The sequence below is a fragment of the Pseudomonas sp. LB3P58 genome, assembly GCF_054897895.1.
In genome coordinates this window covers 1,971,808-1,988,735 of record NZ_JBUBVE010000001.1, presented here as the reverse complement: position 1 = coordinate 1,988,735, position 16,928 = coordinate 1,971,808, and the positions used below count along the sequence as shown (strand labels likewise).

Here is a 16,928-nt window from a genome sequence, read left to right as displayed (position 1 = left end):
CTCACAGGTGGTAGACATCGATGACCTGGCGAACGTAGTCGTTCTTCAGGATCACTTTCTTGGCCTTGATCAGCGGGTTTTCACCGCGCACATCGAGGGTGTAGAAACTGCTGCCGAAATAGCTGTCGACGGTCTTGTAGCGAAAGCTCAGGGTGTGCCAGTTGAAGCGCACCTTGCAGAAGCCGTCGGCCTGTTCGAGCAGCTCGATGTTGCTGATGTTGTGCGAGGTGCGGGTGTCCGGCATGGTGGCGCTGGAACGCTCGGTCTTGATGCGGAAAACGCGGTCTTCCAGGCCAGTGCGGTTGCCGTACCAGATCAGCGAGATTTCCCGCTGCGGGTCTTCGGTCAGCTCGTCGTTGTCGTCCCAGGACGGCATCCAGAACGTCGCGTCCGGGGCGTACAGCTCCAGCCATTCGTCCCATTGCCGGTCATCGAGGTAGCGCGCTTCGCGGTAGAGAAAATCGCGTACGGCGTCATAGGTGATGGTCATTGCACGGCCTCCACAGGAATCAGTTCGGACTGCTCGGCGGCCAAGGCCTTGAGCATGGTCTGCTGCCAATACTTGTGTTGCAGCACGAACAGGCCTTCGTCTTCGGTGCGCACGCCGCTGAGCAGCGGATGCAGGTCGATTTCCTTGGCCGCCTCATCGGCGCCTTCGATCCAGTGTTCGGCGCCACGGGACATGTCGTTCCAGGCGGTCACGCTGCCCTGATAACTGGTCTGGCAGGAACGAAACTCTTCCAGATCATCCGGGGTGGCCATGCCGCTGACGTTGAAGAAGTCTTCGTACTGACGAATCCGGCTCGAACGGGCGTGGTCGCTTTCGCCTTTGGGGGCGATGCAGTAAATGGTGATTTCCGTGCGGTTGACCGAAATCGGCCGGGCGATGCGAATCTGCGAACTGAACTGGTCCATCAGGTACACGTTCGGGTACAGGCACAGGTTGCGCGAGTTCTCGATCATCCAGTCGGCGCGGGCCTTGCCGAAGTCCTGGGCCAGTTCATCGCGACGCTCGTACAGCGGACGGTCTTCGGGGTTGGACCAACGGGTCCAGAGCAGCATGTGGCCCTTGTCGAAGGAATAGAAACCGCCGCCCTGCTTGGCCCAACTGCCGGCACTCATGGTCGGATTGCAATCGCCGGCCTCGCGCTGCTTGCGCTGGTTCTGGGTGGCGGCGTAGTTCCAGTGCACGGAGCTGACGTGATAGCCGTCGGCGCCGTTTTCGGCGGTGAGCTTCCAGTTGCCTTCGTAGATGTAGCTGGAGGAACCGCGCAGCACTTCCAGGCCATCGGCGGACTGGTCGACGATCATGTCGATGATCTTCGCCGACTCGCCCAGGTGTTCGACCAGCGGCAAGACATCGGCCTTGAGGCTGCCAAACAGGAAGCCGCGATAAGACTCGAAACGCGCGACTTTGGTCAGGTCGTGGGAGCCTTCGCAGTTGAAGCTCGCCGGGTAACCCGCTTCGGCCGGATCCTTGACCTTGAGCAGTTTGCCGGAGTTGTTGAAGGTCCAGCCGTGGAATGGGCAGGTGTACGAGCTCTTGTTGCCAGACTTGTGCCGGCACAGCGTCGCGCCACGATGGCTGCAGGCGTTGAGGAACGCATTGAGCTCACCGTCCTTGTTGCGCGCGATGAAGATCGACTGGCGCCCCATGGTAGTGGTGTAGAAATCGTTTTTGTTGGGAATCTGGCTTTCGTGGGCCAGGTACAGCCAGTTGCCCTCGAAGATGTGCTGCATCTCGAGATCGAACAGCCGCGGGTCTGTGAACATCTCGCGCTTGCAGCGATAGATGCCCTGTTCTTTGTCATCTTCGAGCAGGGAGTGAAGGTATTCGGGTCGCAGGGACATGGCCGCCGCCTCCATTGTTTTTATTCAGGCAGGGCCATGCTAGGACGGGGGGATGGGGCGGACTATCCGCTGGGTGCAGACCTGTATCCGTTTTGTGCAATGGGATTTTTTGTAGGAGCAAAGCTTGCTCCCGAGGGCGTCGTGTCAGGCGACATCAATGGCGAATGTACCGGCCCCATCGCGAGCAAGCTCGCTCCCACAGTAATTTCGGTTGGGTCGAGATGTACGTCCAGCCTCTGCCCCCTGTGGGAGCGAGCTTGCTCGCGATGGCGTCAGGTCACGCGACATCAATAGTGAATGTAGGTCCGAGATCAATGGCGGCGCTTGAGGGTGTCGGACGGCAATTCGCCGAACTGTTTGCGGTAGCTGTCGGAGAACCGGCCCAAGTGCAGGAAGCCGTAATCCATCGCCACTTCCGTGACGTTGCGCACGTTGCAGGTCGGGTCGCTCAGGCAGGCGTTGATGCGCTCAAGGCGTTTTTGCCGGATGTAGTTTTTCGGCGTGGTGCCGGCGTTGCGTTCAAACAATCCGTACAACGAGCGCAGACTCATCCGCGCCTGGCGTGCCAGTTCTTCGCTGTCGATGTCCTGTTTGAGATGGCCTGCGATGTAGTCGGCAATCACCTCGAACGTAGCCGTCTGTGAGCCGAGACTGATCCGGCTGACATTGGTCTTCATCAGGCTGAGCATCTTGCTGACGATGATCTGTGCGTAGTGCTCCTGCACCTTGGGAATCTGCTCGGTGGCCTCGGCTTCCTGGCAAATCATCGCCAGCAGCCCGACAAAGCCTTCCAGCTCATCGAGCTGATAACGGTTTTCCAGAAACCGCACACCCTGCCCCGGATAGCGCCAGCGCTGCTCATCGCACACGGATTCGAGCAACGGGGTGGGGACTTTGAGGATAAATTTTTCGCAATCGTCGGAATACGTCAGGTCCACCGGATCATCGGGATTGATCAGCAGCAACTCGCCGGGGGCGAAGTAGTGTTCCTGGCCGTGGCCGCGCCACAGGCAGTTGCCGCGCAGCAACACTTGCAGGTGATAGATGCTTTCCAGCGCACCGGAGGTGACCCGTACGCTGCCGCCATAGCTGATGCGGCACAGGTCGAGGCTGGCAAACTTGCGGTGATTGAGGCTGGCCAGCGGTCGCCCGGCCCGGGGCATCAGAATGCAATGGTTCCCGACATGCTGATTGACGTACCCCGACACCGCGTAAGGGTCGGCATGGTCGAATACAGTGCTGCGCTGACTCAACAGTTGCGCTTGCATCATCGGGTCACTCTCATTGTTGTTATAGGTTGCGCCGGGCCATTCTAAGGCACTGCTCGCAACAGAGTGTCAGCTGACCGACATGTGGGAGCGAGCCTGCTCGCGAAAGCGGAGTGTCAGTCAACATTGATGTTGAAACTGATGGCCCCTTCGCGAGCAGGCTCGCTCCCACACAGTGGATCCTGTCGCGCTGTCAGTCCTCCAGTGCGCGGACCCGCTCGTGGCGTTGCTGCTCGTCGGGTTGCGCGGAGGTCTGCAAGGTGAAATCGAAGTCGATTTCGGCAAAGCGACCGCTCACACCATGGGCCGCCGCACGCTGTTGATCGTCGCTGAAGGTGATCTTAGCGATCAGCTCGTCACGGGTGGCATAGGCGAAATCGTCGTGCAGGTACTGATCGCCATCAAGGTTGATCTGGGTAGTCAGGTGACGATGATCCGGCGCGGAGATGAAGAAGTGAATGTGCGCCGGCCGTTGCCCATGACGGCCCAGTTGATCGAGCAGTTGCTGGGTCGGGCCGTCCGGCGGACAGCCATAGCCCGACGGCACGATGCTGCGAAAGCGATAACGACCTTCGGCATCGGTGACGATCCGACGACGCAAGTTGAACTCCGACTGGGTGGTATCGAAGTAGGAGTAAGTGCCGCCGGTGTTGGCGTGCCAGACATCCACCACCGCGCCGGCCAACGGTTCGCCGGCGGTGTTCTTGACCTGGCCCTGCATGAACAGCACCACACCCGGATCGACGCCGTCATCCAGTCGCGCTTCGCCGTCCGACAGCGGCGCACCCGCCACGTACAGCGGGCCCTCGATGGTCCGCGGCGTGCCGCCGGCCTTGCCGGCCTGCTCGTCTTCGGCGTCCATCAGCAGGTCAAGGTAATGCTCCAGACCGAGCCCGGCCACCACCAACCCGGCCTCTTGACGCGCACCCAGCACGTTGAGGTAGTTGACGGCTTTCCAGAACTCTTCCGGGGTCACGGCCAGGTCTTCGATGATGTTCACCGAATCACGCAGGATGCGGTACACCAATGCCTTGGTCCGCGGGTCGCCGGCGTCGTTGAGCAGGCCGCTGGCCTCTTCGAGAAATTTCTGGACTTCGGCAGTGTGGGAAATCTTGACGTTCATTTTGGTGGGTTCCTCATCTTGTAATTATTAGCGTAGCGAACTGAACAGGCTGGGTTCAGCGGTCATCCTCGCGAATGGAAGAAGGATGCCGGCACATCGCGTCGACCTCGATCGCCATGTACGGAAACAGCGGCAATTGCATGAGCAGGTCGTGCAGTTCCTGCACGCTGTCGACGTCGAAAACGCTGTAATTGGCATAGTGCCCGGCGATGCGCCACAGGTGACGCCACTTGCCTTGCTCTTGCAGGCGCTGGGCCAGGGCTTTTTCGTCAGCCTTCAGCTTCGCGGCTGCTTCGGGATTCATGTCGACCGGCAGGTTCACGGTCATTTTTACGTGGAACAGCATAATGCTCTCCTCAGGCTTGATGAATGGCAGTAGACGTTTTGTCACGGCGGAAGAACGCCAGACGTTCTTCATCGAGGCTCAGGCCCAGCCCCGGTGTTTTCGGTACGTGCAACTCAAAATCGCGATAGACCAGCGGCTCGCTGAGAATGTCTTCAGTCAGCAGCAGCGGGCCGAACAGCTCGGTGTCCCACGCCAGCTTGTTCAGCGTGATAAAGGCATGGGCCGAGGCCAGGGTGCCGATGCCACCTTCGAGCATGGTGCCGCCATACAGGCCGATGCCGGCCGCTTCGGCAATCGCAGCGGTTCGCAGCACGGCGCGCGGGCCGCCGTTCTTGGCGATCTTCAAGGCAAACACCGAGGCAGCGCCTTCACGGGCCAGGTTGAACGCATCCTCCACGCATTCGATGGATTCATCGGCCATGATCGGCGCCGGGCTCATGGCGTTCAGGCGCGCCATGCCGGCGCGGTTATTGCGCGAAATCGGCTGTTCGATCAGGTCGATGCCGTTGGTTCCCAGGATCCGGCAGGCGCGCAACGCGACCGCTTCATCCCAGGCCTGATTGACATCGACCCGCACACTGGCGCGATCGCCCAGGGCTTTTTTGATCGCAATGACGTGGGCCAGGTCGCGGTTGACCTCACCCGCCCCGATTTTCAGTTTGAAGATCCGATGGCGGCGCAGGTCGAGCATTTTTTCCGCTTCGGCGATGTCCTGGCTGGTGTCGCCACTGGCCAGGGTCCACGCCACTGGCAGGGCATCGCGAACGCGGCCGCCCAGCAACTCGCTGACCGGCAGTCCAAGGCGTTTGCCCTGAACGTCGAGCAAGGCGGTTTCGATACCTGATTTAGCGAAGGTGTTGCCACGGATGCTGCGCTCCAGGCGCAACATCGCAGCGTTCACGTTGGCGCTGTCCTGGCCCAGCAGCAGCGGCGCGAAGTGTTTGTCGATGTTGGTCTTGATGCTGTCAGGGCTTTCGTTGCCGTAGGCCAGGCCACCGATGGTGGTGGATTCGCCAATGCCTTCAATGCCGTCGGCGCAGCGCACGCGAATGATCACCAGGGTCTGGTTCTGCATGGTGTGCATCGCCAGCTTGTGCGGGCGGATGGTCGGCAGATCGACGATGATCGTCTCGATCGATTCAATGGCTGTTAAAAGCATGTCGATACCCGTCAGGTTCTTAAAGTTCTGGAACCGATTCTGGTACGGCTTTTTTCGGGAAGCCAATATAGAATTGGTCTGACTTGATACCTTTAAGGTATGCAACCGACTTGTGTCTGGAGGCTCCATGGAACTGCGTCACCTGCGGTATTTTCAGGTGTTGGCTCAAACCCTCAATTTCACCCGTGCCGCCGAGCTTCTGCACATTGCCCAACCACCGCTGAGCCGGCAGATGCAGCAATTGGAGGATGAACTCGGGGTGTTGTTGCTGGAACGCGGGCGGCCGCTGAAGCTGACCGATGCCGGGCGGTTTTTCCATGAGCACTCCACCGCCCTGCTCGAGCAACTGGGCAAGGTGTGCGACAACACGCGACGCATCGGTCTGGGCGAAAAGACCTGGCTGGGCATCGGTTTCGCCCCGTCGACGCTCTACGGCGTGCTGCCGGAACTGATTCGCCGTTTGCGCAGCGGCGAACCCCTGGAGCTTGAACTGGGGCTTTCGGAAATGACCACGTTGCAGCAAGTACAGGCGCTCAAGGCCGGGCGCATCGACATTGGTTTCGGCCGAATCCGCATCGACGACCCGGCGATCATCCAGACTGTGTTGACCGAAGATCGGCTGGTCGCGGCCCTGCCCGCCGGCCATCCATTACTGGCCGGGCCGATCAGCCTTCGCGAACTGGCGAAAGAGCCCTTTGTGCTGTACCCCGGCAACCCGCGCCCGAGCTACGCCGACCATGTGATCGCGTTATTCGAATCCTATGGCGTGAGCATTCATGTGGCGCAATGGACCAACGAGCTGCAAACAGCCATCGGTCTGGTGGGAGCGGGAATCGGCGTCACCCTGGTGCCGGCCTCGGTGCAATTGCTGCACCGCGACGACATTGGTTTCACGCCGCTGCTGGAAGACAACGCGACCTCGCCGATCATTCTCAGCAGGCGCGTGGGCGACGTATCGCCGGGGTTGAATCATTGCTTGCAGATGATTGATGAACTGCAACCGCGGGAGTAATTGCAGCTGTAACGCGATCCGTAGCAGCTGGCGAAGCCTGCGTTCGGCTGCGTTCGGCTGCGAAGCAGTCGTGAAATCAGGCACTGCGGTGTTTCAGGTGAACTGCAGATGCCGGTTTTACGACTGCTTCGCAGCCGAACGCAGGCTTCGCCAGCTGCTACATAGTCCACTTCAACCGGCAAACGCCCGGCGCCCGGCACGCATTTCAATGCGCAACTCGCCAATCAGATTGGAGATATCGCGAACGCTGGTCAGCCGTTCGGGTGATACACCGGTAATCAACAGATCAATGCGCCCGGTGGCGGGTTCGTAGACTTTGATCCGCAACGTTTCGTCCGGATTCACTGTGCAGGCACAGGAAAGCGGTTGAAAACCGGACTCAACAATGCGGCAAAGCTCAGGAACTGAAACCATGACTGGCGCCTCCGTGGCAGGTAATCGGATCCAACTTGCTCAGCATAGATGCGCTTTTCCAATCCTGCGCCCGCCAATGGTCAGAAAAAGTGTTAGCTGTTTCTCACTTTGGCAACCTTTCAGTGAGAATCCCCATCCCAGATCCAATTCCAGATCCCCGGCAATTTAACCGCCTCTGAACCGTCGCGAACGGTACGCGCCATGGCCGCCCGTTGCAGCGCTGCCGTGTCGTCGTAAAACGGCTTTTCTGCGGTTTTCACGCCGGTAGCCTGTGCACTGTCAAGGAGGATTTGCAGGTACTCGCGAGCATGCCGGGCGGTGTAGCGATTGAGATCGTGGAAGGTCACCACCACCGGAATCACCCCGTCCACCACCGGCAACTCGCCAAGGGCGATGCGCTCGCGCACTTCGGACATTGTGCGCAAGAAGTGGGCCCGCCGCCGGGGACTGGCGTTGAAGCCCCAGATTTTGCCGTCATTGGCGCTCAGGTCGGTGAGCAATACGTGCATGCCGTGCTGCTGATAGGCGGCGAAGACCCGTTTGTCATAGTTCCAGAATGGCGGACGTACCAGGGTCGGCGGCGCGCCGGTGATCGCGGCGATGTCGGCGCTGCCCTTAGTCAGCGACTGCTCCAGCTCCTCCGGACTCAGAGACCGATGATTGGTGTGCCCGTGGGTCGCCGTGTGGAAACCCAATATCTGCCCTTCTGCGTGTTCGCGGCGCATGACCTCGCGACCGATATCGCTGTCGCCAGCACGTGGCGCACCCGTCTGCACGAAGAACACGGCTTTGAGGTTCGGTTGCACCGGGTTCGTCGCCAGACTGTCGAGCACCGTCATCGTTGGATTCCAGAAACTCGAGGCGCTGGGACCGTCGTCGAAGGTCAGCAGAAAACGGACCGGCGGTTGCGCGCTCAGACGCTGTTCGGTCTGCGGCGTCATTTCAATGGGAGAAGCGATGCACCCAACCAGACCGGTGGCGATGATGAGTGCAGAGAGAACCTTGAACAGCTGTTTCATGTTTTGCCCATTTATCCTTCGTCGGCCCGCAGGTCGCTGCGGGCCGAGGTTGGATAAGGGTACACAGTGTTTGGTTCCAGCGTCGCCTCATCGGGTGCTCATAGCTCCAGGTCGAGCAGCGCCGCACCCAACGCCTTGCCGTGGGCGTCGAGCGCCAGGGAGCGGGTCACGCCGCCGCGCAGAATGCCCGGCAAGACGAAATTGAGCGCATGGACGTTCGGCAACTCGTAGCGCCGTACCGGTGGACTGTGTGGGCCGAGCAATTCGGCGAAATGCTCGGTCACCCGCTCCACCGTCAGCCACTGACACAGTCGCGGATAGTCTTCGGCACGAAAGGTGATCACCGAAATGTTGGAGGTGTCGCCCTTGTCGCCCGTTCGCGAATGGGCCAACTCACGCAGTTTGATGCGACTCATGCGATGTCCTCCAAATGAACTTGCAGAGTGACGGCATCGCGCGGCAGCAACAGCGAAGCCACCGCCACCACCTGCCGAACCGACTTGCTGGCCCCGCCGCCACCGTAAGGGCCATTGGTGTAGAGGGTTTCCACTTCATTGCCAATCCGCAGCGCTTCGGCGCGATCGGCGCAACGTGCCGCCACTCGCAGGCGCACTTCCCAGGGTTCACTGTCCGTCCGTGAACCCAATTCAGTACCGTGCAAGGCATCGACGCCGATCAACTCGGTGCGGATCTCCTCAAACACCACGCCCGTCAGTTTCAAGCGCTCCAGTACCACCTCTCGTGCCAATCGCCCTCGCGCCAACGCACCCGGCCCGCCATAGGACATCTGGCCCTCGCCGATCCAGCCGTCGAGATAACCCACCGAGACTTTCAGTGACGGCGGTCGCGCCCGGCCGTCAGCGCCTTGGGCCGATACCCGGTCCGGACCTTGGGCCGTGAAGGACACACCCGTAAAATCGGCACTGACATCCGGTGTCAGGTAAGCAGCCGGGTCATGTACTTCATAGATCATCTGTTCGGTGCAGGTCGCCGTATCGATGCGTCCGCCAGAGCCGGCGACCTTGCTGATCACTGCGCGTCCCGTGGCATCCACCTCGGCCAGTGGAAACCCCAGGCGCGCCAGATCCGGCACATCCTTGAACCCCGGGTCGGCAAAATAGCCACCGCTGATCTGGCCTGCACACTCGAGCAAATGCCCCACTAGTGTGCCGCGTCCCAACAGCGACCAATCATCCGCCGCCCAGCCGAATTCGAACATCTGTGGTGCGAGGAACAGCGAAGGGTCCGCCACACGACCGGTGATGATCACGTCGGCATCGGCGTGCAACGCGTCGATGATGCCCTCCACACCCAGATAAGCATTAGCCGAAATGACACGATCACCCAGGGACGCCAACGTGCTGCCGTTATCCAGGGTCTGCGACAGATCGCGCAACAGTGTCGCCAGCACATCATCACCGGTCAGCGCCGCCACTTTCAGCCCCGACAAACCCAATTGTGCGGCGATCCGTCGGACTTCCCGTGCCGCGGCCAGCGGATTGGCCGCGCCCATGTTGGTGATCACCCGCAAACGTCGGCGCTGGCCATCGGCGCCACGACCGACAAAGGGCAGCACGCGACGCATGCGCTCCCCCAGCAACGGGTCGAAACCCGCATCGGGGTCAACCAGCCGCGCTTGCTGTGCCAGGGCAATGGTGCGCTCGGCCAGGCATTCGAACACCAGATAATCCAGCTCGCCGTGCTCGGCCAATTCGATGGCCGGTTCGATGCGGTCGCCGGAGTAACCGGCACCGGAACCGATGCGTAAGGTTTTCATTCAGAAGACTCCAAGAAGCAGCGCTGTCAGGGTCATGAGCACCGATGCCGCGAACAGAAAAGGGATGGTGAAGCGCTGGTGATCCGCCAGTTCGATCTTGCACAACCCCACCAACAGAAAAGTCGCGGGGGTCAGCGGGCTGACCGGGAACCCGGTGGTGTGCACCCCCAGCAATGACGCTTGGGCCACTTGCACAGGGTCGACGCCCAAGGCCCGGCCGACTTCAGCCACCACCGGCATGATGCCGAAATAGAAGGAATCAGGATCGAACAGCAGGCTCAAGGGCATGGAAATGAAGCCCACCACCATTGGAATCAACTTGCCGTGCCCGGCGGGAATCTGCGCCACCGCGACCTCAGCCATGGCCTTGAGCATCCCGCTGCCCTGCATGATCCCGGTGAACACACCGGCCGCCAGAAGAATGCTGGCCATGGTCAGCGCCGTTTTCGCATGGGCGTCGATGCGTGCGCGTTGGGCATCGACGTTGGGGTAATTGAGGCACAAAGCGAGCACCGTACCGAGCATGAACATCACCACCGGGTCCACGATCCCGGCAATCATCACGCCCATCACCACCACGGTCAGCACCAGATTGACCCAAAACAGATGCGGTTTGCGCAGTGCGACCTCGACGTCGCTCAGCACCCGTTTCGGCATCACGTCCACCGACGCCCCGGCACCAAGGCCCAAGCGCCGCTCTTCGCGACGACCGAGGAACCAGGCGCAGGTAAAGACGAACCCCAGACCCACGATCTGCACGGGGATCAGTGGTTGAAACAGGTCGGCTACCGGCACATGCAATGCCGCCGAGGACCGCAGGACCGGGCCGGTCCATGGCAGGAAATTGACCCCGGCGGCCATGGCCGTGACGCAGGCCAGAATGCGCTTATCCATGCCCAGCCGCGTGTACAACGGCAACATGGCCGGGATGGTCACCAGGAAGGTGACGGCCCCTGAACCGTCCAGATGCACCAGCAACGCCAACAGCGCGGTGCCCATGACAATGCGCGTCGGACGGGTCCCCACCCGGTGCAGGATCCGGTCGATGATCGGGTCCAGCATGCCGGCGTCCGTCATCACGCCGAAGAACAGAATCGCGAACACAAACATCCCGACCACCGGGGCGACGTTCTTGATACCGGTAATGATGAAGGCACTGGTCTGCAGACCGAATCCGCCGATCAGTGCGGCGATGATGGGCAAGGCGATCAATGCAACCAGGGGTGAAAGGCGTTTGCTCATGACAGCAGCAAGCAAACAGAGAATGGTAATGACACCGAGTGTGGCAAGCATGGGCAGATCCTGTTCGGCCTCTCTGATCGCCTGGGCGATGAGACGCGCTGTTGTTGTTTTCACCGAGTATTGGAATTGCAGGTAATCTTTGTAAATTGAAATGTTCGTCGGTCATCATTCGGAAAAACAAAATGAAGAACTCGATCCAACACATCCGCGCTTTTCTGGCCGTTGCACAAACCGGTAGTTTTTCCAGGGCGGCGGTGGCGCTGAACCTCTCGCCTTCGGCGTTGACCGTGCAAATTCAACAACTGGAGGATTGGCTCGGCGTCGCCCTGCTCGAACGCAGCCCACGCCACGTCAGCCTCACCAGCGCCGGGCAAAGCGCATTGCTGCCGATGGAGAAGTTGTTGCTGGACCTTGAAAACATCGTCACCGCCTCGCGGGACTTGGCGTCGTTGCGTCGCGGCGTCGTGACCATCGCCGCCCTGCCCTCGCTGTGCGCCTCAACCTTGCCGCCGCTTCTGAAGCAGTTTCGCGAGCAGTTTCCGGGCGTGGAAGTTCGTCTGCGGGACGTCGTCGCCCAACGCATCGACACGCTGGTTCGCGATGGCGAGGTGGATTTTGGCCTCGGCGTCCGGGCACGAATGAGCCATGGGCTGGAATTTCAGGTGGTCATGGAAGATCGGCTATGTCTGTTCATCCCCGTCGATCACCCACTGGCCAAGCGACGCTCAGTCACCTTGGGCGAGCTGACGGCTCAACCGATTATTCTGACCGGGCGCGACAGCAGCGTGCGCGAATTGGTCGAGCAACTGTTCGCCGACGCACAACTGCCGTTGTCGCCGGGACTGGAAGCCAATTACATGTCGACAGTGCTGGCGCTGGTGCGTCAGGGGCTGGGCATGAGCCTGCTGCCCGAGTCGGCGGACGACGGGCGCGATGATCTGGTCAAAGTGCCGGTGGATCATCCGGGCATCACGCGCGCCATCGGCCTGATCACCCGCACAGGGCAAGCCATGGCGCCCGCCGCGCTACGGTTCATCGAGATGCTGCAAAGCACCTCGACCGGCGTGCAGAAATTCGGGCAAGAAGCGACCCGGCAATGACGCAACGCTGCACGCTTACTCAGCCAAAGCCTGCTGAAACGAGCTGTCGATAATCGGCGCAGTCGCCAACGCAGCCGGCAGCGCTTTTACCTTGAACAGGAAGTCCGCCGTGCTTTGCAGATCCTTTGCTGCCTGCGCATCCACCGGGCCGACGGTCATGTGGGCCTGACGCAACCAGTGGCGTGAGACGTTCTGGTCAAGGTTGGCTTTCTTCGCCCAGAGATCGGCGTACTCGTCGGTGTGGTTGTCGACCCAGACCCGGGCCTTTTTCAGGCGCACCAGAAAGTCGGCAATGGCTTCGCGTTTGCTGTCGATCGACGGCGTCGACGCGGCGATGGCGCTCAGGCCGGGCATCAGGTTCTTGGCGGTGAGGATCGGTCGGGCGCCGGAGAACAGAATCTGCTGGGAGATGTAAGGTTCCCAGACCGGGAACGCGTCGATGCTGCCCTGAGGCAACGCGGCGGCAGCATCGATCGGCATCAGTTTGATGAAGTCGACATAGTCTTCCGGCAGGTCGGCTTTTTCCAGGGCGCGCAGGGTCAGTTGCTGGCTCCAGGCACCGGGCCAATAAGCGACTTTCTTACCCTTCAGATCGGCGATGGTTTTGACCGGCGAATCCTTGGGCACCAGCAAGGCGATGGTGTCGGGGTTCTGCCGCGACACGCCGATCAGTTTCACCGGCGCCTGCTTGGCGGCGAGGAACAGAAAACCCGAATCGCCGAGAAACCCAAGATCCAGCGCGCCGGTGTTCAGCGCTTCGGCCAGCGGCGCGGCGGCCTGGAAGTGCTTCCAGTCGACGGTATACGGCGCATCTTTCAGTACGCCCGACGCCTCCACCGAAGCGCGAACGTTGTAGTAGTTCTGATCACCGACGTGCAGGACGACGGGCTCGGCGGCGTAAGCCAGTGGTGCGGCGAACAGTGCGCTGGTCAGCAGACTGCGCACGAATCGGGACAGGTTCATCGGGGGCTCCTTGAGGGTTATTGTGATAGACCATAACGCTCTTACAGAAGCCATTTGAAATTCGATTTGTGCATAAGCTAATGACCAGCAGCAAACAGTGTTTGCCCAGCAACAGCGACCAAACAGACTGTTTTCCCTTGAACATTTCTCTGCCCCTGCTTCAGCGCCAAGGCCTTGAAAACACTCGTCGCGTAAAACATGGCACAGAGCCTGCAATATTCCTTTTATGCAGGAAGCATTTATAAAAAATGATTTTTTGGAAATAAGAACCTCGCCGCCTTGCCCGGAGCTGTCCCATGAAACCCACCTTCCGTTTTCCCTACGTCAGGTCTCTGCTCAGCGCCTGCGCCCTGGCACTGAGCCTGCAACCGCTTGCCCAGGCCGCTGAAGCGCCACCGGCCGAAGTGCATCTGGATTACGCCTATTACTCGCCCGTAAGCCTGGTGCTCAAACACTTCGGCTTTCTGGAAAAAGCCCTGCCACAAACCAAGGTCAGCTGGGTGCTGAGCCAGGGCAGCAACCGCTCGCTGGAATACCTCAACAGCGGCGGCGTCGACTTCGCCTCCTCCGCCAGCCTCGCCGCCGTGCTGAGCCGCGCCAATGGCAGCCCGATCAAATCGGTTTACGTCTACAGCCGCGCCGAATGGACGGCGCTGGTGGTGCGCAAGGATTCGCCCTACAAGACCGTGGCCGATCTGAAAGGCAAAAAAATCGCCGCCACCAAGGGCACCGATCCGTACCTGTTTACCCTGCGCAGCCTGCAACAGGCAGGCCTGAGCAAAGACGATGTGGAACTGGTGCATTTGCAGCACCCGGACGGTCGCACCGCGCTGGAAAAAGGTGACGTCGACGCCTGGGCCGGACTCGATCCGCACATGGCGGCGAGCCAGGTTCAGGCCGGTTCGCGGTTGCTCTATCGCAACACTGACTTCAACAGCTACGGCGTGGTCAGCGTCACCGACAGCTATGCCAAAGAACACCCACAGACCATCGAAACCGTACTGAATGCCTACGAGCAAGCTCGTGAGTGGGCGGTAAAAAATCCGCAGGAACTGGCGAAGCTACTCGCTACCGAATCCGGCCTGCCGCTGGAAGTGGCCAAGCTGCAATTGTCGCGCACCGACCTGAGCAGCCCGCAACTGACCGCCAAGGACGTGATCGCCTCCAAGGCTGCCGCACCGATTCTGGTTTCCGAAGAACTGGTTCGTCGTGGGGTGAATGTCGATCAAGTGATCGACCAACTGATCGACACCCGCTTCAAAGAAACCGTGGCTCGTGTAGGAGCTGTCGAGTGAAACGAGGCTGCGATCTCTTGATCTTGATTCGTCGTGACCGGAGAACCCAATGACCAGCAAAAGCAAACAGCTGTCCGCCCCGCTGGCATTGCCCGCACTCCGACGCCTCAACACCGCCTGGCGCCTGCGCCTCAAAGGCCTGGCCTTGCCGGCGCTGATCCTCTTAGTGCTGGAATTCGTCGTACGCATCGGCTGGCTGCCGTCCTACCAAATGCCGGCCCCCAGCGAGATCGCGCTGACCTTGAGCGACCTCGCCGAAGGCGCGCTGTGGAAGCACATCAGCGCCAGCTTGTTGCGGGTACTGCTGGGTTTCGCCATCGGTGCCGGTCTGGCCCTGGTGTTCGCCGCGTGGGTCGGTTTGAGCCGCGAAGCCGAAGCCTGGCTGGAGCCGACATTCGCCGGCCTGCGCTCGATTCCGAGCCTGGCCTGGGTGCCGCTGTTGCTGCTGTGGCTGGGCATCGACGAGACCTCGAAAATCGTCTTGATCGCCATCGGCGCCTTCTTCCCGGTGTACCTCAATGGCGTCGCGGCGATCCGCGACATCGACCGCAAACTGGTGGAAGTCGGGCAGATGTACGGTTTCAGCCGGCCGCGACTGGTGCGCCGCATTCTGCTGCCCGCCGCCCTGCCCGGCCTGTTCACCGGGTTACGCAGCGGCATGAGCCTGGCCTGGATGTTTTTGGTGGCCGCCGAACTGATCGCCGCGACCAAAGGCCTGGGGTATCTGCTCAGCGACGGTCGCGAGACTTCACGCCCGGACATCGTGCTGGCGGCAATCATCGTGCTGGCGCTGCTGGGCAAACTCAGCGACGGCATCCTCGCCGGCCTGGAGAAGCGTTTCCTCGCCTGGCGCGACACCTTCAACGGCCAAAGCGCAGAGGATTGAGCCATGACCGACCACCTGCTGGACATTCGCGTCGAGCGCAAAACCTTCGCCGCCACCACCGTGCTCAAGAACATCCACTTGCAATTGCAACCCCGGGAAGCCGTCAGCCTGTTGGGCCCCAGCGGCTGCGGAAAAAGCACATTGCTGCGGATCATCGCCGGCCTGGAAAAGGACTTTGAGGGCGAAGTGCTCAGCAGCGCCGGGGACGTCGCTTTTGTGTTCCAGGAGCCGCGACTGATGCCATGGCTGACGGTCGAACAGAACATCGGTTTCAGCGCCGACGACCATTACGACAAAGCCTGGGTCACGCAACTGATCGACGAAGTCGGCCTCGGTGGTTTTGCTCAAGCCCTGCCCAAAGCGCTGTCGGGCGGCATGGCGCAGCGGGTGGCGATCGCTCGCGGCCTCTACTCGCGACCGCACGTGCTGTTGCTGGATGAACCCTTCAGCGCGGTGGACGCCTTCACCCGCATGAAATTGCAGGACCTGCTGCTGCAACTGGCCGAACGTCATGCCATCGCCCTGCTGCTGGTGACCCACGACGTGGATGAAGCGCTGTACCTCAGTGATCGGGTGCTGGTGATGGACAATCGCCCCAGCAGCATTCGTCAGGAGCTTGCGGTGCAACTGGCCCATCCCCGTGACCGGCGCGACCCTTTACTGGCGCGCCTCAAGGCTTTGTCGTTGACCGAGTTGCAGCGCGCCCATGTGATCTGAGCAACTAAGCTGAAATCTCCAGCCTGAGCACTTCAGTCAGCGCGCGTCAATTAGAGAATCAGCCCATGTGCGGACGTCTGTCGCAGTACCGTGGCATTCACGATTTTGTTGCCGTGCTGAGCATCCCCGACGCGTTGATCAACCATGTCGGTGATGAACCGCTGGCCCGCTACAACGCTGCGCCCACCACGCAACTCGCGCTCCTGCATATGGAGAGCAACGGCCTGCACGCCGATTTTCAACGCTGGGGATGGCGGCCGCACTGGGCGAAGGATCGGGCGGCACCAATCAATGCACGGGTCGAAAAAGTCGCCCACGGCCCGTTCTTCCGGGCCATCTGGCCGCACCGCGCGATCGTGCCGATCGACAACTGGTTCGAATGGGTCGATGCCGGGGACTCGACGAGGCAACCGTGGCTCGTCCGCCGACGGGACCGGGCGCCGATTTTATGCGCGGCGATCGGACAGTTTCCCGGCGCGAGTGGTGAACCGCGGGTCGACGACGGTTTTGTGATCATCACCGCCGACAGTGCGGGCGGCATGCTCGACATTCATGACCGGCGCCCCGTTGTGTTGTCTGCGCAACTGGCGCGGGAATGGCTTGACCCGGCCACCCCCAAAGAACGCGCGGAGCAGATGGCGTTGTTGCAGGGCGAAGTCAGCGAGGTTTTCGAGTGGTACAAGGTGAACAAAGCGGTGGGCAATTCAAGAAATCAAGGCGCAGCATTGATTGATGAAAGTTCATAAACGTATCAAT

At 60.8% G+C, this 16,928-nt stretch carries 18 protein-coding genes; 6 read left to right on the top strand and 12 right to left on the bottom strand.

Annotated features, from left to right (window positions below):
• Window position 1 precedes the first annotated feature (1 nt).
• The 6 genes from benB to ACYZTZ_RS09300 all read right to left on the bottom strand — a co-directional run bounded on the left by benB (window position 2) and on the right by ACYZTZ_RS09300 (window position 5,747).
• Window positions 2–490 carry a benzoate 1,2-dioxygenase small subunit gene (gene benB / locus ACYZTZ_RS09325; protein ID WP_046053501.1) on the bottom strand — a complete coding sequence of 163 codons (489 nt, stop codon included), beginning with the start codon at window positions 488–490 and terminating at the stop codon, window positions 2–4.
• Window positions 487–1,851: a benzoate 1,2-dioxygenase large subunit gene (benA, locus tag ACYZTZ_RS09320; protein ID WP_461997946.1), complete on the bottom strand. Its 1,365-nt coding sequence runs from the start codon at window positions 1,849–1,851 to the stop codon at window positions 487–489. Before benA ends, benB begins: the two co-directional genes overlap by 4 nt.
• A gap of 311 nt (window positions 1,852–2,162) precedes the next feature.
• Window positions 2,163–3,122: an AraC family transcriptional regulator gene (locus tag ACYZTZ_RS09315; RefSeq protein WP_056740468.1), complete on the bottom strand. Its 960-nt coding sequence runs from the start codon at window positions 3,120–3,122 to the stop codon at window positions 2,163–2,165.
• A gap of 190 nt (window positions 3,123–3,312) precedes the next feature.
• Window positions 3,313–4,242, bottom strand: a complete 930-nt coding sequence (gene catA, locus ACYZTZ_RS09310) for a catechol 1,2-dioxygenase (RefSeq protein ID WP_056744826.1) — start codon at window positions 4,240–4,242, stop codon at window positions 3,313–3,315.
• Window positions 4,243–4,297: 55 nt separating this feature from the next.
• Entirely contained in the window at window positions 4,298–4,588 is a 291-nt protein-coding gene (gene catC / locus ACYZTZ_RS09305) for a muconolactone Delta-isomerase (RefSeq protein WP_046047438.1), read from the bottom strand.
• Between the two features lie 10 nt (window positions 4,589–4,598).
• Window positions 4,599–5,747 carry a muconate cycloisomerase family protein gene (locus ACYZTZ_RS09300; RefSeq protein WP_461997945.1) on the bottom strand — a complete coding sequence of 383 codons (1,149 nt, stop codon included), beginning with the start codon at window positions 5,745–5,747 and terminating at the stop codon, window positions 4,599–4,601.
• Between the two features lie 127 nt (window positions 5,748–5,874).
• On the opposite strand from ACYZTZ_RS09300, the gene ACYZTZ_RS09295 reads away from it, so the two are divergent.
• Window positions 5,875–6,759: a LysR family transcriptional regulator gene (locus ACYZTZ_RS09295; protein WP_461997944.1), complete on the top strand. Its 885-nt coding sequence runs from the start codon at window positions 5,875–5,877 to the stop codon at window positions 6,757–6,759.
• Between the two features lie 171 nt (window positions 6,760–6,930).
• Here the strand turns inward: ACYZTZ_RS09295 and ACYZTZ_RS09290 are convergent, their stop codons facing one another.
• The 5 genes from ACYZTZ_RS09290 to ACYZTZ_RS09270 all read right to left on the bottom strand — a co-directional run bounded on the left by ACYZTZ_RS09290 (window position 6,931) and on the right by ACYZTZ_RS09270 (window position 11,262).
• A complete protein-coding gene (locus tag ACYZTZ_RS09290) occupies window positions 6,931–7,173 on the bottom strand; it encodes a DUF1652 domain-containing protein (RefSeq protein ID WP_056744830.1) in 243 nt (80 codons plus the stop codon).
• A 119-nt stretch (window positions 7,174–7,292) separates the two neighbouring features.
• Window positions 7,293–8,192 carry a polysaccharide deacetylase family protein gene (locus ACYZTZ_RS09285; RefSeq protein WP_461997943.1) on the bottom strand — a complete coding sequence of 300 codons (900 nt, stop codon included), beginning with the start codon at window positions 8,190–8,192 and terminating at the stop codon, window positions 7,293–7,295.
• Between the two features lie 98 nt (window positions 8,193–8,290).
• Window positions 8,291–8,608, bottom strand: a complete 318-nt coding sequence (locus tag ACYZTZ_RS09280) for an AtuA-related protein (RefSeq protein WP_056744834.1) — start codon at window positions 8,606–8,608, stop codon at window positions 8,291–8,293.
• Window positions 8,605–9,969, bottom strand: a complete 1,365-nt coding sequence (locus tag ACYZTZ_RS09275) for an acyclic terpene utilization AtuA family protein (protein WP_461997942.1) — start codon at window positions 9,967–9,969, stop codon at window positions 8,605–8,607. The genes ACYZTZ_RS09280 and ACYZTZ_RS09275 overlap by 4 nt, the downstream gene beginning before the upstream one ends.
• Window positions 9,970–11,262 (bottom strand): CitMHS family transporter, encoded by a 1,293-nt coding sequence (locus ACYZTZ_RS09270; protein ID WP_461997941.1) that lies wholly within the window; start codon window positions 11,260–11,262, stop codon window positions 9,970–9,972.
• A gap of 131 nt (window positions 11,263–11,393) precedes the next feature.
• Here ACYZTZ_RS09270 and ACYZTZ_RS09265 point away from each other — a divergent pair, with 131 nt between their 5' ends.
• Entirely contained in the window at window positions 11,394–12,311 is a 918-nt protein-coding gene (locus ACYZTZ_RS09265; RefSeq protein WP_461997940.1) for a LysR family transcriptional regulator, read from the top strand.
• Between the two features lie 15 nt (window positions 12,312–12,326).
• Here the strand turns inward: ACYZTZ_RS09265 and ACYZTZ_RS09260 are convergent, their stop codons facing one another.
• Window positions 12,327–13,274 (bottom strand): ABC transporter substrate-binding protein, encoded by a 948-nt coding sequence (locus ACYZTZ_RS09260; protein WP_461997939.1) that lies wholly within the window; start codon window positions 13,272–13,274, stop codon window positions 12,327–12,329.
• A 296-nt stretch (window positions 13,275–13,570) separates the two neighbouring features.
• On the opposite strand from ACYZTZ_RS09260, the gene ACYZTZ_RS09255 reads away from it, so the two are divergent.
• The 4 genes from ACYZTZ_RS09255 to ACYZTZ_RS09240 all read left to right on the top strand — a co-directional run bounded on the left by ACYZTZ_RS09255 (window position 13,571) and on the right by ACYZTZ_RS09240 (window position 16,918).
• Window positions 13,571–14,569 carry an aliphatic sulfonate ABC transporter substrate-binding protein gene (locus tag ACYZTZ_RS09255; protein WP_461997938.1) on the top strand — a complete coding sequence of 333 codons (999 nt, stop codon included), beginning with the start codon at window positions 13,571–13,573 and terminating at the stop codon, window positions 14,567–14,569.
• Window positions 14,570–14,618: 49 nt separating this feature from the next.
• The gene (locus ACYZTZ_RS09250) at window positions 14,619–15,455 is read left to right on the top strand and encodes an ABC transporter permease (RefSeq protein WP_461997937.1); all 837 of its coding nucleotides are present in this window, start codon (window positions 14,619–14,621) and stop codon (window positions 15,453–15,455) included.
• Between the two features lie 3 nt (window positions 15,456–15,458).
• Window positions 15,459–16,172, top strand: a complete 714-nt coding sequence (locus ACYZTZ_RS09245; RefSeq protein ID WP_461997936.1) for an ABC transporter ATP-binding protein — start codon at window positions 15,459–15,461, stop codon at window positions 16,170–16,172.
• A gap of 65 nt (window positions 16,173–16,237) precedes the next feature.
• Window positions 16,238–16,918 carry an SOS response-associated peptidase gene (locus ACYZTZ_RS09240; RefSeq protein WP_461997935.1) on the top strand — a complete coding sequence of 227 codons (681 nt, stop codon included), beginning with the start codon at window positions 16,238–16,240 and terminating at the stop codon, window positions 16,916–16,918.
• Window positions 16,919–16,928: the final 10 nt, after the last annotated feature.